The organism is Nocardia sp. NPDC058499 (assembly GCF_042719915.1).
Lineage (GTDB): Bacteria > Actinomycetota > Actinomycetes > Mycobacteriales > Mycobacteriaceae > Nocardia.
The window spans coordinates 57,608-80,168 of the sequence record NZ_JBHXMZ010000014.1 but is presented as its reverse complement, the minus strand read 5'-3'; the positions used below and the strand labels follow the sequence as shown (position 1 = coordinate 80,168).

Genomic DNA, 22,561 nt, shown 5'->3' with positions numbered 1-22,561 from the left:
CTCCGCGGTCGCGGTGCGGCCGGCCGGACCTTCCCGCAATGGTGCTCGAGGAGGCGTTATGACAATGGCCCAGGACCGGGCCCGGGTTCCCTCCACGGAACTGGTTCCGGTGCGCGTCGTCGATTCCGATGTCCACCCCGTCCCCCGCCGCGGTGATCTGGTGGAACATATCCCGGAACCATGGCGCAGTTCGTTCTTTCTCAGTCATCGTGTCGGCGACACGATCATCTACGACGCGCCCGACTATGCGCATTCGAAGGCGATGCGGGTCGATACGTTCCCGGAGAACGGCGAATTCCCCGGTAGCGACCCGGATATGGCGTTCCGCCAGCTCATCATGGACGCCGGCTCCGATATCGTGATCCTCGAGCCGACCGTGAAGGCAACCCGCCTGCCCGAGGCCACCGCCGCAATGGCGACCGGGGTCAACGGCTGGCTGAACGCGCAGTGGCTGGACCCACACAACAACTGGCATCAGCGCTGGCGCGGATCGATCTGTGTGGCGATCGACGATCCGAACTCCGCGGTCGCCGAGATCGAGCAGTGGGCCGGACATCCGTACATGGCGCAGATCCTCATCAAGGCCGAACCACGGCCTTCGTGGGGCGACGCCCGCTACGACCCCATCTGGGCCGCCGCGGTGAAACACGATCTGCCGGTGAGCTGCCATCTCAGCCGCGGCGCCTACGAGACCATGCCCATGCCGCCGGTCGGCTTCCCCAGCTACAACCACGATTTCATGGTCACCTACTCGCTGCTCGCGGCGAACCAGGTGATGAGCCTGATCTTCGACGGGGTCTTCGACCGCTTCCCGGCGCTGCGCATCGTCTTCGTGGAGCACGCCTTCACCTGGATCCTGCCGCTGATGTGGCGGATGGACGCCATCTATGCGGCCCGCGGCACGTTCATGTCGATCACGCGGAAACCGTCGGAGTACGTGAAGGAACACATCAAGTTCACCACTCAGCCGCTGGACTACCCGGAGGACAAAACCGAACTCACCCGGGCGTTCGAATGGATGGAGGCGGACAAGATCCTGCTGTACTCCTCGGACTACCCGCACTGGACCTTCGACGACCCGCGCTGGCTGGTGAAACATCTCCCGCCCGCGGCACGCGAAAAGGTGATGTTCCGCAACGGTATCGAGACCTACCACCTGCCGGAAACCGTACCGGCGCTGCCCGGACAGGTACGGGTGCACTGATGGCGGACGGAAACGAAGCTCCCCTGCGTTCTCCGGGCCCGAGCTCACCGGCGACACCCCGCGGCGCTGCACCGTCCCGGGAGCAATCCGGCAGCTCCACTGAACGACCCGAGGCTTCCCCCGCGGCCCCCGGAAATCGATCCGGTGCCTCCGCCCAGCTTTCCGGCGGTATAGCCATCGACTCGGCAGCGTCCGCCGACAGCAACACCGAGGCACGCGGCGGCAGTCCCGCACCGGCGCACGGAGCCGCTCCGCGGCTGGCACAAGGACGGGAGCATATCGTCGCCACCGTCGACGAGATCCCGCCCGGTTCGTCGAAAGTGGTGCCTATCGGGCGGCACGGGGTGGGCGTCTACAACGTCGACGGGACCTTCTACGCGATCGCCAACTACTGCCCGCACGAGGGCGGCCCGCTGTGTTCGGGTCGGGCGCGCGGCCGCACCGTGGTGGACGAATCGGTACCCGGTGATTCGGTGATGGTGCGGGACAACGAATTCATCTACTGCCCGTGGCATCAGTGGGGGTTCGAACTCGCCACCGGTACCACCGCGGTGAAACCCGAATGGAGTATCCGCACCTACCCGGTGCGGGTCGTCGGCGACGACGTACTGGTCACCGCCTGAACCGAACAGCAGATCCCGGCCGGCCGCTCACTCGCCCGGCCGCGGGAGTTCCCGCACCGGGCGGCTCCCCGAACCCTTGGCAGGAGTGTGCAATGCCCACGGCAACGGTCAACGGCGGCAAGGTGGTCTACGAGATCCTCGGTGACACCGGCGATCTCATCGTGCTCACACCCGGCGGCCGGTACAGCAAAGAGATACCCGGGCTGCGACCGCTGGCCGAGGCCCTCGTCGCCGGCGGCTACCGGGTCCTGCTGTGGGACCGGCCCAACTGCGGTGCCTCCGATGTGCAGTTCTACGGGCAGACCGAATCGCATATGCGCGCCGAAACCCTGCGCGGGCTGCTGACCGAACTGGGTACCGGACCGGTGATCCTGGCCGGCGGATCGGGCGGTGCGCGGGATTCGATGCTCACCACGATGCTGTACCCCGAGCTCGTCACCGATCTCGTCCTGTGGAATATCGTCGGCGGGGTCTACGGCACGTTCAACCTCGGCGCCTACTACGTCCTGCCCAGCCTGCAGACGGTGCGGGCGCTGGGGACCGAGGGCCTGCTGCGGATGAAGGAATGGCAGGAGCTGATCGCGGAGAACCCGGCCAACGAACAGCGGTTGCGCGCCCTGGACTCCGACGAGTTCGTGAAACTCTCACTGCGCTGGCTCAACGCCTACGTACCGAAACCGGGTCAGACGATCCCCGGCGTGGACGACGAGATGTTCGAACGGATCCAGGTACCCACGCTGATCATCCGCGGTGGCGCGAAGGATATGGACCATCCGAAACGCACCTCGCTCGAGGTGCACTGCCTGATCGAAGGCTCGACGCTGATCGACCCCCCGTGGCCCGAGGACGCCTGGGAGCGCGCCATGGAGGACCGTGCGCAGGGGCGGGCGAAGCAGTACAACATGTTCGACACCTGGGTGCTGGCCGCCCCGGAGATCCTGAAATTCCTGGGCGACCGATGACCTTGTGCCCCGCGGCGTCACACCGTGCTGATCCGGACCTCACAGTTCGTCGAGGCCTCCAGCGCGGTGTGGATCCGGCTCTCCGGGACCCGCTCGAGATCGGCCTCACGCAAACGCACCTGCAGGATGTCGTAGCCGTCGCTGCCCGGCACCCGGATGATCTCCCCGGTGAGCCCGAACCCGGCCAGCACCCCGTACGCGTCGGCATCGGTACCGCGACTGACATAGGTGACGACACCCGCAACCGGTTCGGTACCGAACACCCGGGCACAGATTTCGGCCACCCGCACCGCATCCGCCGACGCGTCCCCGGTATCGAGCAACACCTGGACCTCCCGCCGCGACCGCGGGGCCGCACCGAGATCCTTCTCCAGGACTTCGCCGGTTTCGGCGAGCGCGGCAGCCAGTTCCGCCATACCACGGGCCAGCGATTCACCGGTGAGTTCCCCGGCCGGATCGATATTCACCCGCAACACCGCAGTTCGCATGCCGACGAGCCTAACCGGCGCGTACGGGTCAGGAGGCACGATGCAGCACACCTTCTCGTCGGCCGGGGGTCTGACGGTGGTTCCGTACCCCGGTAGCGAGCCACGGCTGCTGCGGCTCGCTACCGGGGTCGAGACTGCCTACGAATACCGCGACAGCGGCGGTTACCGGCCGATCGGCGCGGTTACCGCGCTGGCCGATGCCGTCGAACGCAGCGGGTTGCGGGGGCGCGGCGGCGCCGGGTTTCCGTTCGCGGTGAAGGTGAACAGTGTCCGCGCCGCGAGCCCGGCCGGTGCCGGCGCGCCCGCCGGCTGGACGGAAACCGTTGTCGTCGCCAACGGTGAGGAGGGCGAACCCGCCTCCTTCAAAGACCGCTGGCTGCTGCGCAACCGCCCGCATCTGGTGCTCGACGGCATCCGGCTGGCCGCCGCACTGGTGAGCGCCCGGCGCGGGTACGTCTACGTATCGGACCCGGAATCCGAACGATCGGTGGTCGCGGCACTCGACGAGCTCGGCGGCGCGGTGCCCGGTGGCCCGGAACTCGCTGTGGTACGGGTCGATCCCGGGTACGTGGCGGGTGAGGAAACCGCCGCGGTACAGGCGATCAACGGTGGTCGCGCGGTACCCACCGACAAACCGCCACGGCCTTACGAAGCCGGTGTGGCCGGGCTGCCCACGCTGGTCAGCAATGTCGAAACCCTCGCCAACCTGCCCTTCCTGGATCGCTGGGGCGCCGACGCGTACCGCGCCGCGGGCACCGCGCTCTCCCCCGGCACCTTCCTGGCCACCGTCACCGCCGCGCACCGGGCACCGGTTCTATACGAACTTCCCTACGGCTTACCTGTCACCGATCTGCTCGCCCTGCACGGCATCCCGGTCGATTCGGTGCGCGGGGCCCTGGTCGGCGGATATTTCACCGGCCTGCTCGACCGCACATTCACCAGTCTGACCCTCGACCACGAAACTCTGCGCCGCGCCGGTTCCGGCCTGGGTTGCGGAGCCCTCGCTGTCCTCACCGAGGAATGCCCGGTCGCCGTCGCGGCAGCGGTCCTGAACTATTTCGACCGCGAGAACGCCGGGCAGTGCGGCTCCTGCTTCAACGGCACCGCCGCCATGGCGGCCGCCGCCACCGCGCTGGCCGAGGGCCGCGCCGCCGAGGACGACCTGGACCGCCTGCGCCGCTGGTCGACGGTCCTGCGCGGCCGCGGCGCCTGCGGCACCCTCGACGCCGCCTGCAATAGCGCGGCGAGCCTGCTGGACCGCTTCCCCCGGGAAACCGCCGCCCATCTCGACAATCACTGTCCGGACTGCGCGGGTGGACCCGCCATCGACCGCGCTCCATACCAGGTGGAAACGGAGGCTTTGCTGTGAAGATCAAACTGGACCGCACAGTCTGCGATGGTTTCGGTATCTGCGCCAAACACGCCCCCGACCACTTCCCCCTCGACGACTGGGGCTACGCCTCCCTGGCCGGCGACCCGGTCATCGCACCGACGGATGAAGCTGCGGTCACGCGCGCGCTGTTCGACTGCCCGGTGCACGCCATCACCAGACTGCCCGAACAGTGGCACGGGGCCGGGCACGCCGGAACCGCTGCGCCGGAAACCGCGCAGGAATAGCGGTCCGCGGCCTGCCCGCTCCTCGTTCCGGCTTCCGTAGCATCGTGTGATGAGTACTTATGTGACGACGAACCCGGCCACAGGTACTACTGAGCAAGAGTTTCCTGGGTTGGCCGATGAACAGATTCCCGAGGTCGCCGAACGGTCTGCCGAGGCATTCGAGCGCTGGCGGCTCACCCCGGTAACCGAACGAGCCGCTGCGCTGGCCCGAACCGCCGATCTGTACGAGCAGCGATCGACCGAACTGGCTGCCGCCATCACCCGGGAGATGGGAAAACCCACCGAGCAGGCCGTCGGCGAGGTACAGCTCGCCGCGGCAATCTACCGCTGGTACGCCGAGAACGGCCCCGACCTGGTGGCGCCCGAACAGCTCGACCCCCAGGGCGCCGACGAATCGTTGGTTCAGAAATTGCCGATCGGGCCTTTGGTCGGCGTGATGCCGTGGAATTACCCCTACTACCAAGTGGCCCGTTTCGCCGCACCCAACCTGCTGCTGGGTAACACGATTATTCTCAAGCACGCGTCCATCTGCGCTGCCTCCTCGAGGCTCATGGCCGATGTACTGCACGATTCCTCGGTTCCCGAGGACGCGTACATCAATGTGTACGCGAGCGCCGGTCAGGTTGCCGAACTACTGGCGCATCCGGCGATCCGCGGGGTGTCACTGACCGGGAGCGAGCGAGCCGGCGCCGCGGTGGCGACGGAGGCCGCGAAGAATCTCAAGAAATCGGTTCTCGAACTCGGGGGTTCCGACCCGTTCATCCTGCTGGATACCGAGGATATGGCGAAAACGGTCCGAACCGCCGCACGGGCTCGCCTGTCGAACGCGGGCCAGGCGTGCAATTCACCCAAACGATTCATCGTCGTCGATGACCTCTACGACGACTTCGTCCGCGGATTGGTGGACGAATTCGATCGCGCGGTCGTCGGCGATCCGTCGGACCCCGACACCGACGTGGGGCCGTTGTCCTCCGTTTCCGCGCGTGACACAGTCGCCGAGCAGATCAGCACCGCCGTACGCCAGGGCGCGACACTGCACACGGGCGGCTCGCCCATCGAAGGCGACGGAGCATTCCTCCGACCTGCTGTTCTCACCGGGATCACCCCCGAGATGGCCGCCTATTCGGAGGAGATCTTCGGCCCGGCCGCGATGGTCTACAAGGTCTCCTCGGCCGATGAGGCGGTCCGGCTCGCGAATGACGTCGAGTTCGGCCTGAGCGGGTCGGTGTGGAGCACCGATACCGCACGGGCGGCGGAGGTCGCCGACCGTCTCGACGTCGGAATGGCTTACATCAACGAACACGGGACCACACTGCCCGGCCTGCCTTTCGGCGGTGTCAACCACTCCGGTTACGGACGTGAACTCGGACGCTGGGGTGCAGGCGAATTCGTCAACACCAAACTCCGGCGAACCTCGGCACACTAGGCAGTCGTAGCGGCCGGATCGACCCCGTGCCCTCGTGCGGTCAGCGTGTTTCCTGCCAGCCGCAGGGCATTCCGCAGGTGATATGCGTTTCGCTGTCGGTCGTGCCGTCGGCGAAGGTGTGCACCGTGGTCGACGCTTCGGCGGTATAGCCGCAGCGTGGGCAGACCGAGAAGTAGTCGAGGACCGGATAGACGGTGACGAGTACCGGCGCTTCGGCCCGGGCCCGGGCCGCGCGGCCCGGGTCGCCGGTGCTCAGACGGGATCGAACGACGAGATCAGCCATGAGTCTTCTACCTTCGACAGCGTCACCCGGACGCTACTGGCGGCCAGCGCCGGATCGGGTTTCTCGGCGCTGGTGGTGGTCTGGTTGATGAACAGCAACGCGACCGCCGAATCGGGATGTATTTCGGCGACCGCCGAACGCACGACGCTCGCGGAGGTTTTCACCGATTTCTCCTTCGCGGCGGGCGCGATGACCTTTTCGGTGAACTGGGTGTAGTAGTTGAGGAAATCGCCGGTCATCCTCGATTTGGCGGACGCGAAATCCTGGTCCAGCGATTCGGGGGAATACGACAGCAGGGCGACGGTGCCCTCGGTCGCGGCGGAGAGCACGTCGTTCTTCGCCGCGTCACCGCGGGAATCGGGCCGGTACTGGAAGACCAGCAGCGCGGCGGCGAGGGCCACCGCTACTACGGCCAGCAGGGTGAGCAGAACCGGTTCCGGGGACCGGCGGACCTTACGGAGCAGGCTGGGGATTCTCACGGTACGAACTCCACTTTCGACATCTTCAACTCCGAGTCCTCGCGGGTGACGGTGACGCTGAGCCGCCACACCCGTGGTTCCTGCTGCGCGCCTGCCGTGTTGGTGACCCGCGAGACCGCCGAGACGAGCACGACCGCCGATTCGTCGGTCATGGATTCGACCGCGGCCGCGGTGATCTCGCCCTGGGTCGCGACCTTGGACTGCTCCACGACCTTGGTGAAATCCTCCGACCGCGTCTGGAAATCGGTGCGGAAGGCACCCGTGGAATGGTCGAGGACGCGTTTCACATCGTCGGCGGCCTTACCGGAATCCAGGGTGGTGAGCGCGATAACACCTTCCCGGGCGGCATTGAGGAACTCGTCCTCCCGCGCCTGGGCCGCGGTGATCTGCTGATGGTTCCACATCGAATATCCCCCGGCCATCAGGGAGAGGAGCACAATCACCGCCACCAATGCCCGGGCAACCATCCGGGCACTCGGCCGCCGCACCGTACTCGATTTCGCCCGTCGCCCCGCGGCCGCCAACCGGCCGGCGACCTTACCCACGCCCTTCGGGGCACGGTTCTTCGTGACGCCACCGGCACCGGAATCGGAGCCTGTCGAAGCACCGTTACTCGAACCGGGCCCCACCGAGGTATCACCGTCGGAACCAGCACTTTTCGATGCATCGCCACTTGCGGGCGACGTCGCGGTAAGCCTCAGGTGATCGTCCTCGTCCGACATATCGCCGTGCGGACCCGAACTTGTCGCGGTATCGCGCTCCGGGGGCGTACCCGGCGCGGTGCCACCGTGCGCGGCCGTCGACGCCGAACCGGTACCTTTCGACAGCGACGGCGTCTTCGCCCCGGACGACGGCGGCGCCGCGGTGCCCGATGCGGCGGCAGCACCGCCCTCCTCTGATTCATCCGCGACCGCAGCGGTCTCGGCGACAGCACCCGGATCCGTGGTGGGCGCGGGATCCGATACCCCCGAATCCGCCGGCACCGCGGCGCTGCCGGACTCCGCGTTCTCCGCATCAGCTGCCACGGCGCGGTGCTCCCCTGCCTCGCGTCGCAGTTTCGCGGCCCGGGCCCGAGCCCGGGCCGCGGTCGCGGACGCCTGCGCGGCCAGCGCCTCGGCTTCCGCCGCCGCTGCCTCGGCATCGGCTTGTTCGGCCGCCAGGATCAGCGGGTCGGTGGCGGTTTCGGGCATCTATCCCACCTCGATCACTCTCAGTCGCTTGCGGGCAGCGGCTTTGCTTCCTTGATGGTCAGCGGTGTGGCCCCCACGCTGAGGGTGCCGGCACCTGCCTTGGTCACCAGGACCTCCGCGCCCTGGTCGTCGACGTAGCGTTTGCCGATCAGGTTGCCGTCGGCGAAACCTTGCTGCGGACCACCGTCCGAAGGGGCCGCGCCACTGTCGATGGGCACCATCGGTACGCCGCCGGCCCGCAGATCGTCGAGGCTGTCGGCGGCCCGGACGATGATCACCTCGGTAGTACACACCTGACTCCGTAGCCGGGTCCCGGTTTTGGCCATGATCTTCTTCCTTTCGCGTGCGGCGGCTACGCGCCGGCGGTTTCGCGGGTGAGTTCTGCGACGAGTTCGCGCCGCAGGATCTTCCCGGTCGGGGTGGCGGGTAGTTCGGGCCGGAACACCACGCGGTCGGGGGTGCGGGAACCGCGTAGTCCGGAGCGGACATAGCCGCGCAGCTCTTCGGGGTCCGGGGTCCGGCCGGGTTCGGCGGGGACCACGACCGCGACGATGATCTGCCCCCATTCGGCGTCCTCGACGCCCACTACTGCGCAGTCGTGCACGGCCGAATGTTCCACCAGTACGTCCTCGATTTCGGCGGGTGCGATGTTCTCACCGCCGCGGATGATGGTGTCGTCGCTGCGGCCGTGGATGAACAGGTAGCCGTCGGCGTCGAGTACGGCGAGGTCCTTGGTCGGGAACCAGCCCTGCGCGTCGAGTACCGAACCGATCCCGGTGTACCGCCCGGATACCTGTGGACCGCGGACGAACAGTTCCCCGGCGACCTCGGCCGGCAGAACCGTGCCTCTCTCGTCGCGGATCTGCACCTCGATCCCGGGTACCGGCTGCCCGACCGAACCGAGTCGCCGCGCAACTTTCTCGTCGCCGGAGGCGAGCGCGGCCCGGTGGTCGTCGGGGCCGAGTACGGCGATGGTCGAACTGGTTTCGGTGAGCCCGTAGGCATTGACGAAGCCGACTTCCGGCAGCAGTTCCAATGCGGTCCGCACCAGCGGCAGCGCGACTTTGGAGCCGCCGTAGGCCAGGGTGCGCAGGGTCGGCAGCTCCGACCCGGTGGCTTTCAGCGCGCTGACGATACGGTCCAGCATGGTCGGGACCACCGTCGCGGTGGTGACCCGTTCGGTCTCGATGAGCCGGATCCATTCGCGCGGATCGAAACTGCGCAGGTAGACCATTTTGCGACCGGCGTAGAGATTCGAGAGCGCGGCACTCACCCCGGCGACATGGTAGGGCGGGACGCAGATCAGCGAAATATCGTCGTCCGCGGCGGAGGCGAATTCCACCGTGCCGGTGATATAGCTGACCAGGTTGTTGTGCGAGAGTTCGACCGCTTTGGGCTGCGATGTGGTCCCGGAGGTGAACAGGACGACGGCGGGTGAGTCAGGGTCGGGTTCGGTGCCGGCCGGTTCGGTATCGCGAGCGGCCGCCAGGAAACGCGCCGAATCCCAGAGCAGTTCGGCAGGGCCCGTCACGGCGTCGGTGTAGGCGTCGTCGTGGATCACCAGCGGCGCGTCGAGCCGGTGGATCAGTTCGGCGAGTTTATCGCCGCTGAGGCGGTAGTTCAGCGGCGTGAACGGCACACCGGCCCGGGCCGAGGCGAAGATCAGCAGCGGCAGGAGCGCTCCGCCGGTACCCACGTACGCGACACTGCGGGCCCCCGAGCCGGCGATAGCGCCCGCTCCCCCGTGGGCCAGCGCGTCCAGTTCGGCGCCGGTCCACCGCGATTCGCCCGATACGACGGCCGCCCGATCGGGATTGTTCGACGCCGCCATATCCAGCAGTAGCGAAATACTCATGCGACTACTTCCTGAATGCCGGGCGCCGCGATACAGCGCCCGGCCGGTAGTGATATCGGTATTCTCGAAAACCGAGAATAACATATCCGCTGGCCCGGGAGCCCGAATCGACCAACCGGCCGGTCCGTATCGCACTCACCCCCGGACACCCCTGCTCAGCACGCCGAACGCACACAGGTTCCACACTTCCGTCGCAGTGATCGGATGGGCACCGTCATCGGATCGGGCCCCCTGCGCCACGAACATCACCGTCTGCAGCGTCATGGCCGCGAGCCGCCGCGGACGCGTCCCCGCACGTAGGTACCCCGCGACATCGGCAGCATCCACCAGATCGGCGAGCAACTCGAACAGCGACGCGTGCGCGACCTGGATCTCGATCGGATCCGACATCAGCAACCGGGGTGCGAATTCGGTGAACAGCGGCCGATGCGCGCCGGGGTCGGGCCGGCAGAACTCGAACAGCAGTTCCACCGCCGTGCGGAGTTTGTCCAGCGGATCGGCATCATTTCCGGTGGCTTCCCGGATCTGACCGGCCACCTTGGCGATCGCCTCCTCGTAGAGAGCCAGCAGCAATTCGTGCTTCCCGTCGAAGAGCAGATAGAAGCTGCGCAGCGATTGACCCGCCTCGTCGACCACCTCGTGCATGGTGAAATCGGTACTGCCCCGCTGGGTGATCAGCGCGCGCGCCGCATCCAGGAAGCGCTGCACCTGCGCGCTGCCGAACAGTTTGGTGGTGCGCACCGAACGCGCATCGATCCGCTGCTGCAGGGTCAGCCCGCTACCGGTACTCCGCATGGCCGTACCTCCCGATTGCCGTATCCGTCGATCGGCCCGCACGGTTGCGCGCCGGCCGCTCACTCGTACCGCGGCGGGAACCACCGGAGTGGACCCGTTGCCCGGTCCGGCCACCGGCCGCGGAAACTAGAATATCCGGTTGCGAGAATGATATTCTCATATTTGGCCAAAGGAGGTACACAGTGCAGCTGACTTTCGACGAGGACGTGGAAGAGTTCCGCGCCGAGTTCATCGCGTTCCTCGACGAGCATCTGCCGCCCGAGGCGGTCGCCACCGAGCGCCCGCAGTCGAGCTCACACGTGCCCGCATGGTCACGCGCCTGGCAGAGCACCCAGTTCGACCACGGCTGGCTGGTCCCCGGATACCCACCCGAATTCGGTGGCCGCAATGCCACGGTTCTGCAGCAGTACGTGCACCGGGAGGAACTCGGGCGCCGCAAGATCTACGAAAGCTGCAACCCGCAGGGACAGGGCATCATCGCCGCCTCCCTCATCACCTTCGGCACTCCCGAACAGCAGCAGCGCTGGGCCGTACCGATCCTGCGCGGGGAAATGCCCGCCGCCCTCGGCATGAGCGAACCCGGCGCCGGATCGGACCTGGCCGGCCTGCGCACCCGCGCGGTCCGCGACGGCGACCATTTCGTCGTCAACGGCCAGAAGGTCTGGACCTCGGGCGCCCACGATTCGGATGTGATCCTCACCTTCGTCCGCACCGATCCGGACGCCCCCAAACACAAGGGCATCTCGGTCCTGCTGATCCCCACCGATACGCCCGGTGTCCGCCGCCGCCCGTTCGCCTCGGCCTGCGCCGGCGACGATCTGGACTTCAACGAGGTGTTCTTCGAAGACGCCCGGGTCCCGGTGGAGAACCTGGTCGGCGAACTGAACCGGGGCTGGACGGTGGCCACCGGCTCACTCGGCCACGAACGCACCCTGCTGTGGATGAGTTTCGCGCAACGCCTGCGCATGCTGGTACAGGATTTCCGGCCGCGCACCGAACTCGAGATCGACCGTTTCGCCGGCGTGGTCATGGACCTGCAGGCCCTCGAACTGCTCGGTTCGACGGCGCTGGCCAAAGAATCCCGCGGCGAAGCGGACGTGGCCGCGCTGTCGGTGCTGAAACTGCTGGGTTCGGAAAGCGTGCAGCGCGGTCTGGAAGCCGCCCTCGACGCCGCCGGCGCCGAGGGTCTCGAACATCCCACGGTCACCTCACAGCACAGCCTGCTCAACCTGGAAGACCACGCACCGAGCTGGTTCGAACGGTATCTGCGTAGCTTCTCCGGAACCATCGCGGGCGGCACCTCCGAAATCCAGCGCAATATTATCGCCCAGCGCATCCTCGGTCTGCCCCGCAGCTGACCACCGACTCCGGGCGGGCCCTGTCGCGAAGTAGCTGCGCTGCCAGATCAGCGCAGCTGCTCGGTCAGCCGCTCCAGGCCGTCTCGGATCAGCTGTCCGTACTCGTCGTCCCCGAGTGCTCCGATGGTGTCCTGCGCATGACGCAGGTGTTCGCGGGCCCGGCCGAGATCACCGAGTTTGCGGTAGCACTCACTCAGGTTCAGGTGCAGCGACGGATACAGACCTGCCGCGGAAACGGGCACGCCGGCCTGCGCCAGTTGCGCGTCGGTAACCAGGTCGGCGGCGGTGAGTGCGCGCTGGTCCCAGAGCAGTTCCTTACCGGGGTCGTCCTGTGTGTCGGCCATCGTATGCGCGAGCGTGCAGCGGTATAAGGGATCGCCCTCCTCACCGCCGATCTCGTCCCAAATGGCGGAAAGCAGCAGACGTGCCTCTTCCCGTTGTCCACCGTGATTGAGCTGAGCTGCCTCGCCGATCCGGAGCAGCGTTCGGTCGGTGGTCATCGATGACTCCTTCCCGCACCGGGAGAACAGAGGTGGCACGAACCGGTGCCCGAGAAGATACCGCTGGGCACCGGAAGTTCTCAGTGCATCATCGTTTCGACAAACAGGCAGACTGTTGCTCTGCCTCAGTGCGGGAGCATGTCCTCCCAGCTGCCGTGGCTGTCGGCTACCAGGTCGGTCTGGCGGTACAACTGTCCGTCCGGGGCCAGGTATTCACCGGTGTCCGGGTCGTATTGGGCGTAGGCGACCGCGGGCGCGGCCGCCGGGGCCGGGTTCGTCGCGGCTGCGGGGGCGTTGCCGGGGGGCGGGTCGAAACGCGAATCCGGCGGGATGCCCTGGCTTTCCAGTTCGGGATCGCGGGGGTACGGACCGACCACCGGCTGTTCTGGTGCGACCGGCACGAACTCCTGGTCGCTGTTGCAGATGGCCGCGGTCGGGGCGCGTTTGGTCGGATCGTTGGCGCAGGGGATGTTGCGGGCACCGCGGACCGCGACCGGATGGTCCTGCGGCAGTTTGCAGTACAGGTTGTCGGGGGTGTCGATGGTGGTGGTGTCCTGCGGGGACCGCCATTCCGAGGGCGGGAGGAAGCCGACAGTACAGGCGGGCGGGTCGGAGACACCGCTCACCCGGAAGTCACCGATACCCAGACCGGACGCATTCTTGGTCGGCTGGACGGCCTGGACCAGCGAGACCACGGGCGGGAGCAGGACCAGCAGCTGTTCGAGGCCCGCGTTGTAGGTGACGCCGAGCTGCCCGACCGAGGTCAGGTTGGACAGCAGCACCGGCAGTGTCAGATCCACCGAATCCAGCAGCGCCGACACCTCGTCGGCGAAGGCCGGGCCGGAATGCAGTACGGTGCGGATCTCCGGGTCGTTGGATACCAGTTGACCGGTGACATCGGCGGTGGCGCGGGTCCAGATGCGGATCGCGTCGGCGGTCTGCACCTGTGAGTCGAGCAGTGGCTGGGCGTCCTGCACGAGGGTTCTGGTGGCATCGCCGACGCCGTTCATCTCGGCTGTCAGTTTCTCGGCGGAGGTGAGCAGCGAATCGAGGTCGTAGCTCGCGCCGTTGACACCGGCGAACATCTCGTCGAGAAGGCGCCGGAGATCGTCCTTGGGGATCGTGTCCACCAGGGCGCTGAGTTTGTCCAGCATCGGGCCCACCGGTTGCGGTACCGCGGTATCGCGGCGTTCGATGGTGGCGCCGTCGTAGAGATAGGGCGGGGAATCGGTGCGCGGCAGCAGATCCACGTACTGTTCGCCGACGGCGGAGACACTGCGCACCTCGGCGGTCAGGTCGGTGGGGATCCGGTAGGAACCGTCGATCGCGAGCGTTGCGCGGACACCGTCGCCCTCCAGCTCGACCCCGGTGACTTTGCCGACCTGGATCCCGCGGTAGGTCACATTGCCGAAGCGGTACAGGCCGCCGGCCTCCGGAAGTTCGACGGTGACCCCGATGGTGCCGATACCGGCGAGAGTCGGCAGGCGCATGTACATCACCGACATCACCACCAGCCCGATCACCGAGAGAACACTGAAGATGATCAGCTGGGCTTTGACGAAACGGGACAGCAGCATCAGCCGCCTCCAATCCCGGGAATCTGGGGTAGCTGGATCTCCGGCAGCGGGAACGGCAGGCCGGGCACGGGCGGCGGTGCCGGCGCGGGCGGCGGCACGGGAGCCGGGGCAGGCGCCGGTGGGGCCGGGGCGGGCGGCGGTGCCGGGGCGGGTGCGACCGGCGGCGGGGCGATACCGAAACCGAGGGGATTCTTGGTCTGTTCGGCGTAGCCCGGATCGCCGACGGCGGCCTGGATGACCGCGGTCGGATCACCCCACGGCGTGCCGAGCAGCAGTTCCCGGCGCAACCGCGGAATCGTGAGGTCCACGGTGGCGAACAGGTTGATGAAATCGCCCCGGACCCCGTTGTCGACGAGGTACTGCCCGTACGGGAACACGGTCGCGAACTGGAGCGCCGAGTTGATATCCGGTCCCACATCGGCGAGCGCCTTCAAGGTGGGTTCCAGGTTGCGCAGGTTGGTGAGCAGATCGTCGTGCGCCGCGGTCAGCACCCCGTTGGCGGTATCGCTGAAGGTGCGCAGCCGGTCCAGCGCGGTGACCAGATCGGGTCGTTCGGCGATGAGTACATCCAGGGCGGGCGGAATCTTGTGCAGCGCCTCGGTGAGGACATCACGCTGGGCGGCGAAGGTGCCGCCGAGCCGGTTCAGGCCGTCGATGGTGGCCACGATATCGGCGCGCTGGTTGTCGAGGGTGCCCAGGAAGACATCGAGCCGGTCCAGCAGGGCCCGGATATTCGTCTCCCGGCCTTCGAAGGCGGCGCTGAGGCTGCCGACGATATCGCCGATCTGGCCGAGCCCACCACCATTGACCACCACCGACAGTGAGGCGAGCGTCTGCTCCGTCGACGGGTAGGTGCCGGTGTCGTCGAGTTCGATCCGCGACCCGGGCGCCAGTTGTCCCTGCGGCGGTTGCCCGGGCGGCGGGTTCAGCGCCAGATGCATCGAACCCAGCAGACTCGTCTGACCGACTCGCGCCTGCGCATTCGCCGGCACGACCTGACCGGGCTGGATGGACACTTCCACCAGGGCGTGCCAGTTCTCCACCGTGATATCGCCGATACTGCCGACCACCACATCGTCGATCAGTACCGGCGAATTCGGGGTGAGCGTACCGACATCGGCCATCTCCACGTACAGCACGGTCGCGTCCGGACCGCGACCGGTGGCACCCGGTAGCGGTAGCGAATTGACGCCGTCCCAATTGCAGCCGGTGGCCGTCAATGCCACGCATACGCAACCGAACACGGCGTTGCGCACTCTCCTCTTGCGTCCGGATTTCGCCATATGATCACCGCCCGCCGGGGAAAAGGATGTCGGCGAGCGAGGGCACGGGCGGTCCGGGCGGCGGTGGTGGCGGCGCGGCCGGGGCGGCGGGCGCCGGCGGCACCAGATGCGGTTCGCTGTAGATGACATTCTTCGGATCCGCCGAGGGTCCGAGGGCGGGATTCACCGGGACCGGCAGATAGTTGAAGTTCAACAGTCCGAGGACCGGCCCGAGGTAGTCGCGGCATTTACGCGCCGCTTCCTCGGCGCCGATATTCTCCACGCTGGCGATACCGCCGCAGACGAATTCGATCGGATTGGAGAAGTTGTTCAGCACGAAAACCCCTGCCTCGGTGCCGGTATCAGGGTTGTAGATATTGTAGAAGTTGGCCAGGCTGGTGGGGAAGATATGCAGTAGTTCTTCGAGTTCGCCGCGGTTGTTCACCAGGTTCTGGGTGACATCGGCCAACCGCCCGACCTGTTCGGCGGCCTTGTCCCGGTTCTCCGAAACGAACCGCTGCACCTCACCCACCGCGATGGACAAGTTGGACAGTGCGGCGTCGAGGTCGGAGCGGCTGTCGGACAGCACGCTCGTCAGGGTCGCCAGCCGGTTCTGGAACTGCACGATCTGCACATTGCTGTCGCGTAGCGCGGTGACGAAGGTCTGCAGGTTCTCGATCGTCGAGGCGATATCGCCGCTGCCGTCGGCCAGAATGCGCCCGACCCCCGACAGCTGGGACAGCACCTGCCGCAGTTTGTCACCGTTTCCGGCGAGCGCGTCGGCGGCGCTGTCGATGAACCGCCCGGCCGGCCCGGAGGTCTGGTCGCCGTCGGGCCCGAGCTCGGTGGCCAGCCGGGTGAGCTGGGTTTTGATCTGATCCCATTCGACCGGGATCGCGGTGCGTTCCAGCGGAATCACCGTATCGTCGGCCATGGTCGGGCCGTCGCCGCGGTAGGCGGGGGTGAGCTGGACGTAGCGGGAATCCACCAGGCTCTGGGAGACGATCACCGCGCCGGCGTCGGCCGGAATATCCACGCCGCGGTCGATATGCATCGTCATTTCCACGGTGGCGCCGCGGGGTTCGATGGCGGCGATCGTGCCGACCTTCACCCCCGAAACCCGGACATCGTCACCGGGGTAGATCGCGGTGGCGGTGGTGAAGATGGCGCGCACGGTGGACGGCGCGAACAGCGTGCGGTTCACCACGACGAACGCGGCGGCCAGCACCGCCACCGCCAGGGCGCCCGCGGCCAGCCGGATGATCAGTGTCCGCTTCATCGTGGCGCTCCCGGTTGCGGTGCGGGTTGTGGTTGCGGGACCGATCCGCCGAACGCCGCGTCGACGAACGGCCGGATCCATTGGGCCGGGATGAGGTTGGCGACGTAGGCGTTGTAGAACGGGCCGCCGGAGACCGCCTCGCCCTGGGTGAGCGAGGTTTTCGCCAGGCCCGGAATGGCCTTGGCGATATTGTCCCGGTTACGTTGCAGCACTTCGGCCACCGAGTTCAACCGGTCCAGGGCGGGCCCCAGTTCGGCCTCGTTGTCGGCGACCAGCTGGGTGAGCTGATCGGCGACGGCCGCCGTATTGGCCAGCAGGGTGGCGATCGCCTGGCGGCGTTCGTCGAGCATTCCGACCAGGCTGTTCGCATTGAGCAGCATGGTGTTCAACTGTTCGCTGCGATCGGCGAGGATCCCGGTGACCTCCTGCGAGGCGGTGAGCAGATCACCGAGCGCGGTATTGCGGCTATTGATCGATTTCGACAGTTCCGAGAGGCCGTCGAAGGCCGGGCCGAGCTGCGGTGCGATCGAATCAAGCGTGGTGGACAGCATATCCAGTGAGCTGTTCAGGGAATCGGTGTCCATGGCGGCGGTGGTGGTGGTCAGATCGCCGAGTGCGTCGGTGAGCGAATACGGCGACGAGGTGCGCTCGACCGGGATGGTGTCCAGCGGGCGCAGCCGTTCGTCGCCGTGCGAGACCAGCGTCATGATCCGTTTGCCCAGCAACGATCCCGTTTTGATCTGCGCGGCCGTGTCCGCGCCGAGCGAGACCGAATCGCCGGCGGTGAACACCACCCGCGCCTGTCCACGGTCGAGCTCCACCTCGGTGACGGTGCCGACCTTGAATCCCGAGACGTGCACTTCGTCGCCGGCCTCCAATCCGCCGGCTTCCTCGAACACCGCCTGGTAGCGGACCGTTGTCCCCCAGGCGATCACCTGCTGCGATTGCAGGCCCAGCGAGATGATGCAGACGATGAGCACGATGCCGACCAGGCCGTGCCGCAGTAGGTGTTTTCCGCGGTATCGAAACATCTCAGGGAGCGCACCTTCCGTCGGTCTGTACGGCGGCCGGTATCTCCACGACCTGCCCGGACAGATCGTTGACCCGCAGCGTCAAATCGCACAGGTAGTACTGGATGAAGTTGCCGTAGGCCCCGGTGCGCACCAGTTTCCGGAAGTTCTCCGGCGCTTTCTGCAGGGCGGTATCGAGGGTTTCCTTATCGCCGTCGATATTCGCGGCGAGCTGGTTGACCTGGTCGATCGTGCCCGCCAGCGGGGCCCGGCCCTGGTTCAGCAGATCGGCGACGGTGGCGGTGCCGGCCTCCAGCGAATCGATGGCGGAGGCGATGGGGTCGCGTTCGTTGCTGAGCTGAGTGATGAGTTGTTCGAGCCGGTCCACCAATCCCGAGAACTGCCCGCCTTCGTCGGCGAGGGTGGTCATCACGGTGTTCAGATTGTCGATCAACTGCTCGACGATCTCGTTGTTGTCGGCCAGGGCCGCGGAGAAGGAGGCGGTGCGGCCGAGGATGGAGTTCACGGTGCCCTCTTTGCCCTGCACGATCTCCAGTAACGACCAGGTCAGGGCGTTCACATCACGGGCGTTGAGCCCCTGGATCACCGGTTTCAGGCCACCGAGCAACAGGTCCAGATCGAGGGCACTGGTGGTGTTCTCGATCGGTAGCTCACCGCCGGCGGGTAGTTCGTTCCCGGGACGGTCGGTGATTTCCAGGTAGCGGTCGCCGACCAGGTTCAGATACCGGACCGCGATTTCGGTGCCGCTGGTGAGCGACAGCGAGCGGTCGGCATCGAACTCCACCCGCACCCGGTGATCGTCACGCAGCGAGACCCCGCGCACCGACCCCACCACGACCCCGGCGACCCGCACCGTATCCCCGGTGCTCAATCCGGACGAATCCGCGAAAACCGCCGAGTATTCAGTGGTGGAGCCACTGCGGTATTCGCCGAACACGATGATCAGGCAGGCCGAGAGCACCACCATGATCGCGGCGAAGACACCGAATTTCAGCAGCGGCGTATTGCGGTTGTTCATCGGGGTGCCCCCTTCCCCGCGGCGGCGGGTCCGAACAGTGCCTCGGCGAGCGAGGCCGTGTTCAGCGTCAGCCCGGACCGGAATGGCCCGGCCTGGGGGTTGGCCCCGACATCGGTGACCACGAACGGCGGGAAATCCTCGTAGGCGACGGGCAGCATCGAACACTGCGGACCACCTGACGCCGCGACCTTCGGCAGATGCTCCGGGTAGCGGTACGGTTCGACACCCCAGAGGAAGTTCGCCGACAATCCGATGCCCGGCACCTGCACCGGGGTCACCGAGGAGAGGTAACCCAGTCCGTCCAATGCGCATGTCAGCGCCTGGTGATAGCGGTTGGTCAACTCGGTGGTCGGTGCCAGGACATCCATCGCACTCACCAGGCCGGGCCCGCTCTCTCCCACCACCCGGTTGCCGGTATCGGCCAGCCCGATCAGGCTCATCAACAGCACATCGAGTTGCTGCTGTTCTTCCACCACGGTCCGGCTCAACTGTGTCGCGTTGCCGACGGTTTCCAGCAGCGCGGGCGCCGCGTCCGCATAGGTCCGGGTGACCTCGGGCGCCATCGCCAGATCCGCGCGCAGGGCGGGCAGCCCGGGTTCCAGTTTCGCCAGGAACGCCTCCAGGTCCACCATCATCTGGCCCACCCGGTCACCGCGGCCGCGCATCGCGGTGGCCAGCGCGCCCAGGGTTTCGTTGAGCTTTTCCGGCTGGATCTCGCCCAGTACCCGGGTGAGCTGTTCGAACACCGTGTTGATCTCGACCGTCACGTTTTCGGCGTCGAACACCTGCCCCGCCTCGAGGTGCCCCGAAGCGGGCTGCTCGGGGGGGACCAGCTGGATGTACTTGGCCCCGAATACCGTGGTGCTGGCGATATCCACGGTCACATCGCCGGGTATCCGGGTGAGATTGCCCCGGTCGATGGCCAATTCGATCTCCGCGGTGCCGTCGGCCCGTTCGACGATGGAATCCACGGCGCCGACGGTCACTCCGCGCAGTTTCACCTCGGCGTCGGGGTACATCACCAGACCGGCGCGTGGCGCGTGCACGGTTACCGCGACGGTATCGGCGAAGCCACCCCGGAACAGGGTCACCGCGAGTACCACGATCGCCATACCCGCCGCGATCGCCACGAGACCGGCGACCGGGCGGGCCAGCGGTTTCAGCCGGCCGGCCCAGCGCCGCCGTCCGGCGGGCCGCCGCGGCGGCGGTGCGTCCGGCGGCGGGGGCGCGGCCGCCCACGGTTGTGTTTCGTTTCCCACCAGCGCCATCCCTACCCCGACAGCTCGAAGTTTCCGTTGGACCCGTACACCGCCAGCGAGACCAGCAGCGTCACCGAGACGACCGCGATCAGAGAGGTCCGCACGGCATTGCCCACCGCGGTGCCCACACCCGACGGCCCGCCGGCGGCGAAGAACCCGAAGTACGTGTGGATCAACAGGATCGTGATCGCCATGAGGATTGCCTGCAGGAACGACCAGAGCAGGTCGATCGGGTTGAGGAAGGTCGCGAAGTAGTGGTCGTAGAGTCCCGAGGACTGGCCCAGGATCACCACCGTGGTGAACCGGCTGGCCAGGAACGAGGCGATCACCGCGATGGCGTAGAGCGGAGTGATCGCGATCATCCCGGCCATGATGCGGGTGCCGACCAGATACGCGATCGGCTCGATCGCAATGGATTCCAGCGCGTCGATTTCCTCGTTGATCCGCATGGCGCCCAGTTGCGCGGTGACACCGGCCCCGAACGTGGCCGCCAGACCGATACCCGCGACCACCGGCGCGGAGATCCGGACATTGATGAACGCGGACAGGAAGCCGGTGAGCGCCTCGATGCCGATATCGCCCAGCGAGCTGTACCCCTGTACAGCGAGGGTGCCACCGGTGGCGAGGGTCAGGAAGCTGACGATCACCACCGTGCCGCCGAACGCCGCCAGCGTGCCCGCTCCCATACTGATCTCCGCGATCAGCCGGACCGTCTCGCGTTTGTAGCGCCAGGCCGCCATCGGCGCGAACGCCAGCGCCTTCACGTAGAAGATCGCGTGATCGCCGACCCGGCCGAGTACGTCCACCGGTTTACGCAGCCGGCGGATCAGTACGGGGTACCGCGTGGTGAGCACCTCGGAGGCTGTCATCGAATCCCTCCCCTCATCCGGTCGTCAACTGGATGCCGATCGCCGTGACCATCACATTGATGACGAACAGCGACATGAACGCATAGACCACGGTCTCGTTGACCGCGTTACCCACCGCTTTCGCGCCACCGGTGACGATCAGTCCGCGATAGCAGGCGACGATCCCGGCGACCAGGCCGAACAGCAGGGCTTTCACCGACGAGATGACCACCTCGTTGATACCGGTGAGCAGGGTGATCCCGGCGACGAACGCGCCCGGATTCACATCCTGCACATACACCGAGAACACATAGCCGCCGAGCACCCCGATGATGCAGACCAGATTGTTCAACAGCAGCGCCACCAAGCCGGAGGCCAGCATGCGCGGCGTGACCAGCCGCTGCACCGGGTCGATCCCGAGGACCTCCATGGCCGCGATCTCCTCGCGAATGGTCCGCGATCCCAGATCGGCGCACATGGCGGTGGCGCCGGACCCCGCCACGATGAGCACCGTGACCATCGGGCCGACCTGGGTCACCGCGCCGAAGGCGGCGCCGGCGCCGGAGAGGTCCGCGGCGCCGAGTTCGCGCAGCAGGATGTTCAGGGTGAAACTCACCAGCACGGTGAACGGAATCGCCACCAGCAGAGTGGGAACCAGCGAGACCCGCACGATGAACCAGGACTGTTCGAGGAATTCCCGGGTCTGGAACGGGCGGCGGAAGGCGAATCGCACCGCGTCGGCGGTCATGGCGAACAGGCCACCCACTGTCTGCAGTGGGCCCTCGAAACGGTCTCGCAGCCGGACCAGGTAGGGCGTTCGGATGGTCATACCGGCCTCACGACATCGGATGCGGTGGCCGACATGCCGCGGAATTCGTCATCGAAGTACTCCTGTCGAACGATCGACGCTCGGTGGAATACGCCGGCGCGCGTTTCCACCGAGTCGGGGCGGCTCGCGAACGAACCGCGGCATGACGGGCAGCCCACGGTCTGCGGCTACGGAGTTCGATTGCGGCTTGCGGCCGGCGTTTTCGGTCCGATGGCTGTGCCGTCCCAGTCGGTGCTGCTGTCACATCTCTCGGTGCGGAAATGTCATTCTCAATTTCGAATAGGATGACATCCGATAGTCGAGAACACAATACTTGCGGGCAAGTTTCCGGAAACCACCAGCAAGGCTCGGCGCGCCTACGGCGACCATCGGCCGAAAAGCCTGCAAGCAGGCATGATAACCCCACGAAACCGGCTCCGAGGTGGGAAATCCCGCCTCGCACACCCCAGAGAATCGTGAAGATCAACGTTTCAAAATTTGCCCGGCGCGTTTACCCGGAGCACGCCGATCCGTTGAATTCGCACAATTGCGTGCAGACCCCGGCGGAACACAACGGATAAATCCGCAGAAAACCCCTCGGCAACACCGTAAAAATCGTTGGCCGTCACCGGCGAAGGCCCCCGGAACCCCGCCTCGGCCGCATCCCCAGTGACCATTGTCCGGGTCAGCCCATCACCT

At 66.7% G+C, this 22,561-nt stretch carries 23 protein-coding genes; 7 read left to right on the top strand and 16 right to left on the bottom strand.

The annotated features are described in order from the left end of the window. Window positions 1-58: 58 nt before the first annotated feature. The 3 genes from ACFWPH_RS30610 (at window position 59) to ACFWPH_RS30600 (ending at window position 2,789) form a co-directional block, all read left to right on the top strand. A complete protein-coding gene (locus ACFWPH_RS30610; protein ID WP_378755678.1) occupies window positions 59-1,204 on the top strand; it encodes an amidohydrolase family protein in 1,146 nt (381 codons plus the stop codon). A gap of 257 nt (window positions 1,205-1,461) precedes the next feature. Then, window positions 1,462-1,827 (top strand): Rieske (2Fe-2S) protein, encoded by a 366-nt coding sequence (locus ACFWPH_RS30605; protein WP_378755746.1) that lies wholly within the window; start codon window positions 1,462-1,464, stop codon window positions 1,825-1,827. 92 nt (window positions 1,828-1,919) lie between these two features. Next, complete coding sequence (locus tag ACFWPH_RS30600; RefSeq protein ID WP_378755677.1) at window positions 1,920-2,789, top strand: alpha/beta fold hydrolase; 870 nt, start codon at window positions 1,920-1,922, stop codon at window positions 2,787-2,789. 17 nt (window positions 2,790-2,806) lie between these two features. Here the strand turns inward: ACFWPH_RS30600 and ACFWPH_RS30595 are convergent, their stop codons facing one another. Then, the gene (locus tag ACFWPH_RS30595) at window positions 2,807-3,277 is read right to left on the bottom strand and encodes a hypothetical protein (RefSeq protein WP_378755675.1); all 471 of its coding nucleotides are present in this window, start codon (window positions 3,275-3,277) and stop codon (window positions 2,807-2,809) included. A gap of 40 nt (window positions 3,278-3,317) precedes the next feature. On the opposite strand from ACFWPH_RS30595, the gene ACFWPH_RS30590 reads away from it, so the two are divergent. The 3 genes from ACFWPH_RS30590 to ACFWPH_RS30580 are packed head-to-tail and all read left to right on the top strand — an operon-like array spanning window position 3,318 to window position 6,320. After that, window positions 3,318-4,646 carry an NADH-ubiquinone oxidoreductase-F iron-sulfur binding region domain-containing protein gene (locus tag ACFWPH_RS30590; protein WP_378755674.1) on the top strand — a complete coding sequence of 443 codons (1,329 nt, stop codon included), beginning with the start codon at window positions 3,318-3,320 and terminating at the stop codon, window positions 4,644-4,646. Then, entirely contained in the window at window positions 4,643-4,894 is a 252-nt protein-coding gene (locus ACFWPH_RS30585; protein WP_378755673.1) for a ferredoxin, read from the top strand. Before ACFWPH_RS30590 ends, ACFWPH_RS30585 begins: the two co-directional genes overlap by 4 nt. 49 nt (window positions 4,895-4,943) lie before the next feature. Next, window positions 4,944-6,320 (top strand): NAD-dependent succinate-semialdehyde dehydrogenase, encoded by a 1,377-nt coding sequence (locus ACFWPH_RS30580; RefSeq protein ID WP_378755672.1) that lies wholly within the window; start codon window positions 4,944-4,946, stop codon window positions 6,318-6,320. Between the two features lie 40 nt (window positions 6,321-6,360). On the opposite strand, the gene ACFWPH_RS30575 is transcribed toward ACFWPH_RS30580, so the two are convergent. From ACFWPH_RS30575 to ACFWPH_RS30550, 6 genes are all read right to left on the bottom strand, one after another. Next, on the bottom strand, window positions 6,361-6,603 hold the full coding sequence (locus ACFWPH_RS30575; RefSeq protein WP_378755671.1) for a hypothetical protein: 243 nt from the start codon (window positions 6,601-6,603) through the stop codon (window positions 6,361-6,363). After that, window positions 6,573-7,082, bottom strand: a complete 510-nt coding sequence (locus ACFWPH_RS30570; protein ID WP_378755670.1) for a twin-arginine translocation pathway signal — start codon at window positions 7,080-7,082, stop codon at window positions 6,573-6,575. Before ACFWPH_RS30570 ends, ACFWPH_RS30575 begins: the two co-directional genes overlap by 31 nt. Further along, window positions 7,079-8,272 carry a hypothetical protein gene (locus tag ACFWPH_RS30565; RefSeq protein ID WP_378755669.1) on the bottom strand — a complete coding sequence of 398 codons (1,194 nt, stop codon included), beginning with the start codon at window positions 8,270-8,272 and terminating at the stop codon, window positions 7,079-7,081. Before ACFWPH_RS30565 ends, ACFWPH_RS30570 begins: the two co-directional genes overlap by 4 nt. Before the next feature lie 20 nt (window positions 8,273-8,292). Next, window positions 8,293-8,598 (bottom strand): hypothetical protein, encoded by a 306-nt coding sequence (locus tag ACFWPH_RS30560; protein ID WP_378755668.1) that lies wholly within the window; start codon window positions 8,596-8,598, stop codon window positions 8,293-8,295. Between the two features lie 26 nt (window positions 8,599-8,624). Beyond that, window positions 8,625-10,127, bottom strand: a complete 1,503-nt coding sequence (locus tag ACFWPH_RS30555; protein WP_378755667.1) for a class I adenylate-forming enzyme family protein — start codon at window positions 10,125-10,127, stop codon at window positions 8,625-8,627. Window positions 10,128-10,262: 135 nt separating this feature from the next. Further along, the gene (locus ACFWPH_RS30550; RefSeq protein ID WP_378755666.1) at window positions 10,263-10,922 is read right to left on the bottom strand and encodes a TetR/AcrR family transcriptional regulator; all 660 of its coding nucleotides are present in this window, start codon (window positions 10,920-10,922) and stop codon (window positions 10,263-10,265) included. Window positions 10,923-11,104: 182 nt separating this feature from the next. On the opposite strand from ACFWPH_RS30550, the gene ACFWPH_RS30545 reads away from it, so the two are divergent. Next, a complete protein-coding gene (locus ACFWPH_RS30545; RefSeq protein ID WP_378755665.1) occupies window positions 11,105-12,280 on the top strand; it encodes an acyl-CoA dehydrogenase family protein in 1,176 nt (391 codons plus the stop codon). Between the two features lie 47 nt (window positions 12,281-12,327). Here ACFWPH_RS30545 and ACFWPH_RS30540 read toward each other — a convergent pair whose 3' ends face one another. The 9 genes from ACFWPH_RS30540 to ACFWPH_RS30500 form a co-directional block, all read right to left on the bottom strand. Further along, window positions 12,328-12,780, bottom strand: a complete 453-nt coding sequence (locus ACFWPH_RS30540) for a hypothetical protein (RefSeq protein ID WP_378755664.1) — start codon at window positions 12,778-12,780, stop codon at window positions 12,328-12,330. Between the two features lie 125 nt (window positions 12,781-12,905). Beyond that, the gene (locus ACFWPH_RS30535; RefSeq protein WP_378755744.1) at window positions 12,906-14,354 is read right to left on the bottom strand and encodes an MCE family protein; all 1,449 of its coding nucleotides are present in this window, start codon (window positions 14,352-14,354) and stop codon (window positions 12,906-12,908) included. A 2-nt stretch (window positions 14,355-14,356) separates the two neighbouring features. Then, window positions 14,357-15,640 carry an MCE family protein gene (locus ACFWPH_RS30530; RefSeq protein WP_378755663.1) on the bottom strand — a complete coding sequence of 428 codons (1,284 nt, stop codon included), beginning with the start codon at window positions 15,638-15,640 and terminating at the stop codon, window positions 14,357-14,359. A 4-nt stretch (window positions 15,641-15,644) separates the two neighbouring features. Further along, window positions 15,645-16,898 carry an MCE family protein gene (locus tag ACFWPH_RS30525; RefSeq protein WP_378755662.1) on the bottom strand — a complete coding sequence of 418 codons (1,254 nt, stop codon included), beginning with the start codon at window positions 16,896-16,898 and terminating at the stop codon, window positions 15,645-15,647. Continuing rightward, the gene (locus ACFWPH_RS30520; protein WP_378755661.1) at window positions 16,895-17,929 is read right to left on the bottom strand and encodes an MCE family protein; all 1,035 of its coding nucleotides are present in this window, start codon (window positions 17,927-17,929) and stop codon (window positions 16,895-16,897) included. Before ACFWPH_RS30520 ends, ACFWPH_RS30525 begins: the two co-directional genes overlap by 4 nt. Before the next feature lies 1 nt (window position 17,930). After that, window positions 17,931-18,947 carry an MCE family protein gene (locus ACFWPH_RS30515; protein ID WP_378755660.1) on the bottom strand — a complete coding sequence of 339 codons (1,017 nt, stop codon included), beginning with the start codon at window positions 18,945-18,947 and terminating at the stop codon, window positions 17,931-17,933. Beyond that, complete coding sequence (locus ACFWPH_RS30510) at window positions 18,944-20,206, bottom strand: MCE family protein (protein ID WP_378755659.1); 1,263 nt, start codon at window positions 20,204-20,206, stop codon at window positions 18,944-18,946. The genes ACFWPH_RS30515 and ACFWPH_RS30510 overlap by 4 nt, the downstream gene beginning before the upstream one ends. 11 nt (window positions 20,207-20,217) lie before the next feature. Further along, window positions 20,218-21,075, bottom strand: a complete 858-nt coding sequence (locus tag ACFWPH_RS30505; RefSeq protein ID WP_280463449.1) for an ABC transporter permease — start codon at window positions 21,073-21,075, stop codon at window positions 20,218-20,220. A 13-nt stretch (window positions 21,076-21,088) separates the two neighbouring features. Next, a complete protein-coding gene (locus tag ACFWPH_RS30500) occupies window positions 21,089-21,883 on the bottom strand; it encodes an ABC transporter permease (protein WP_280416251.1) in 795 nt (264 codons plus the stop codon). Between the last annotated feature and the right edge of the window lie 678 nt (window positions 21,884-22,561).

Bases quoted from the DNA above. Each gene is read 5' to 3' on its own strand.
- ACFWPH_RS30505 (WP_280463449.1), bottom strand. From the start codon at position 21,075: ATGACAGCCTCCGAGGTGCTCACCACGCGGTACCCCGTACTGATCCGC.
- ACFWPH_RS30580 (WP_378755672.1), top strand. From the start codon at position 4,944: ATGAGTACTTATGTGACGACGAACCCGGCCACAGGTACTACTGAGCAA.
- ACFWPH_RS30565 (WP_378755669.1), bottom strand. From the start codon at position 8,272: ATGCCCGAAACCGCCACCGACCCGCTGATCCTGGCGGCCGAACAAGCC.
- ACFWPH_RS30550 (WP_378755666.1), bottom strand. From the start codon at position 10,922: ATGCGGAGTACCGGTAGCGGGCTGACCCTGCAGCAGCGGATCGATGCG.
- ACFWPH_RS30540 (WP_378755664.1), bottom strand. From the start codon at position 12,780: ATGACCACCGACCGAACGCTGCTCCGGATCGGCGAGGCAGCTCAGCTC.
- ACFWPH_RS30575 (WP_378755671.1), bottom strand. From the start codon at position 6,603: ATGGCTGATCTCGTCGTTCGATCCCGTCTGAGCACCGGCGACCCGGGC.
- ACFWPH_RS30610 (WP_378755678.1), top strand. From the start codon at position 59: ATGACAATGGCCCAGGACCGGGCCCGGGTTCCCTCCACGGAACTGGTT.
- ACFWPH_RS30515 (WP_378755660.1), bottom strand. From the start codon at position 18,947: ATGAACAACCGCAATACGCCGCTGCTGAAATTCGGTGTCTTCGCCGCG.
- ACFWPH_RS30590 (WP_378755674.1), top strand. From the start codon at position 3,318: ATGCAGCACACCTTCTCGTCGGCCGGGGGTCTGACGGTGGTTCCGTAC.
- ACFWPH_RS30595 (WP_378755675.1), bottom strand. From the start codon at position 3,277: ATGCGAACTGCGGTGTTGCGGGTGAATATCGATCCGGCCGGGGAACTC.
- ACFWPH_RS30600 (WP_378755677.1), top strand. From the start codon at position 1,920: ATGCCCACGGCAACGGTCAACGGCGGCAAGGTGGTCTACGAGATCCTC.
- ACFWPH_RS30525 (WP_378755662.1), bottom strand. From the start codon at position 16,898: ATGAAGCGGACACTGATCATCCGGCTGGCCGCGGGCGCCCTGGCGGTG.
- ACFWPH_RS30530 (WP_378755663.1), bottom strand. From the start codon at position 15,640: ATGGCGAAATCCGGACGCAAGAGGAGAGTGCGCAACGCCGTGTTCGGT.
- ACFWPH_RS30520 (WP_378755661.1), bottom strand. From the start codon at position 17,929: ATGTTTCGATACCGCGGAAAACACCTACTGCGGCACGGCCTGGTCGGC.
- ACFWPH_RS30560 (WP_378755668.1), bottom strand. From the start codon at position 8,598: ATGGCCAAAACCGGGACCCGGCTACGGAGTCAGGTGTGTACTACCGAG.
- ACFWPH_RS30555 (WP_378755667.1), bottom strand. From the start codon at position 10,127: ATGAGTATTTCGCTACTGCTGGATATGGCGGCGTCGAACAATCCCGAT.
- ACFWPH_RS30500 (WP_280416251.1), bottom strand. From the start codon at position 21,883: ATGACCATCCGAACGCCCTACCTGGTCCGGCTGCGAGACCGTTTCGAG.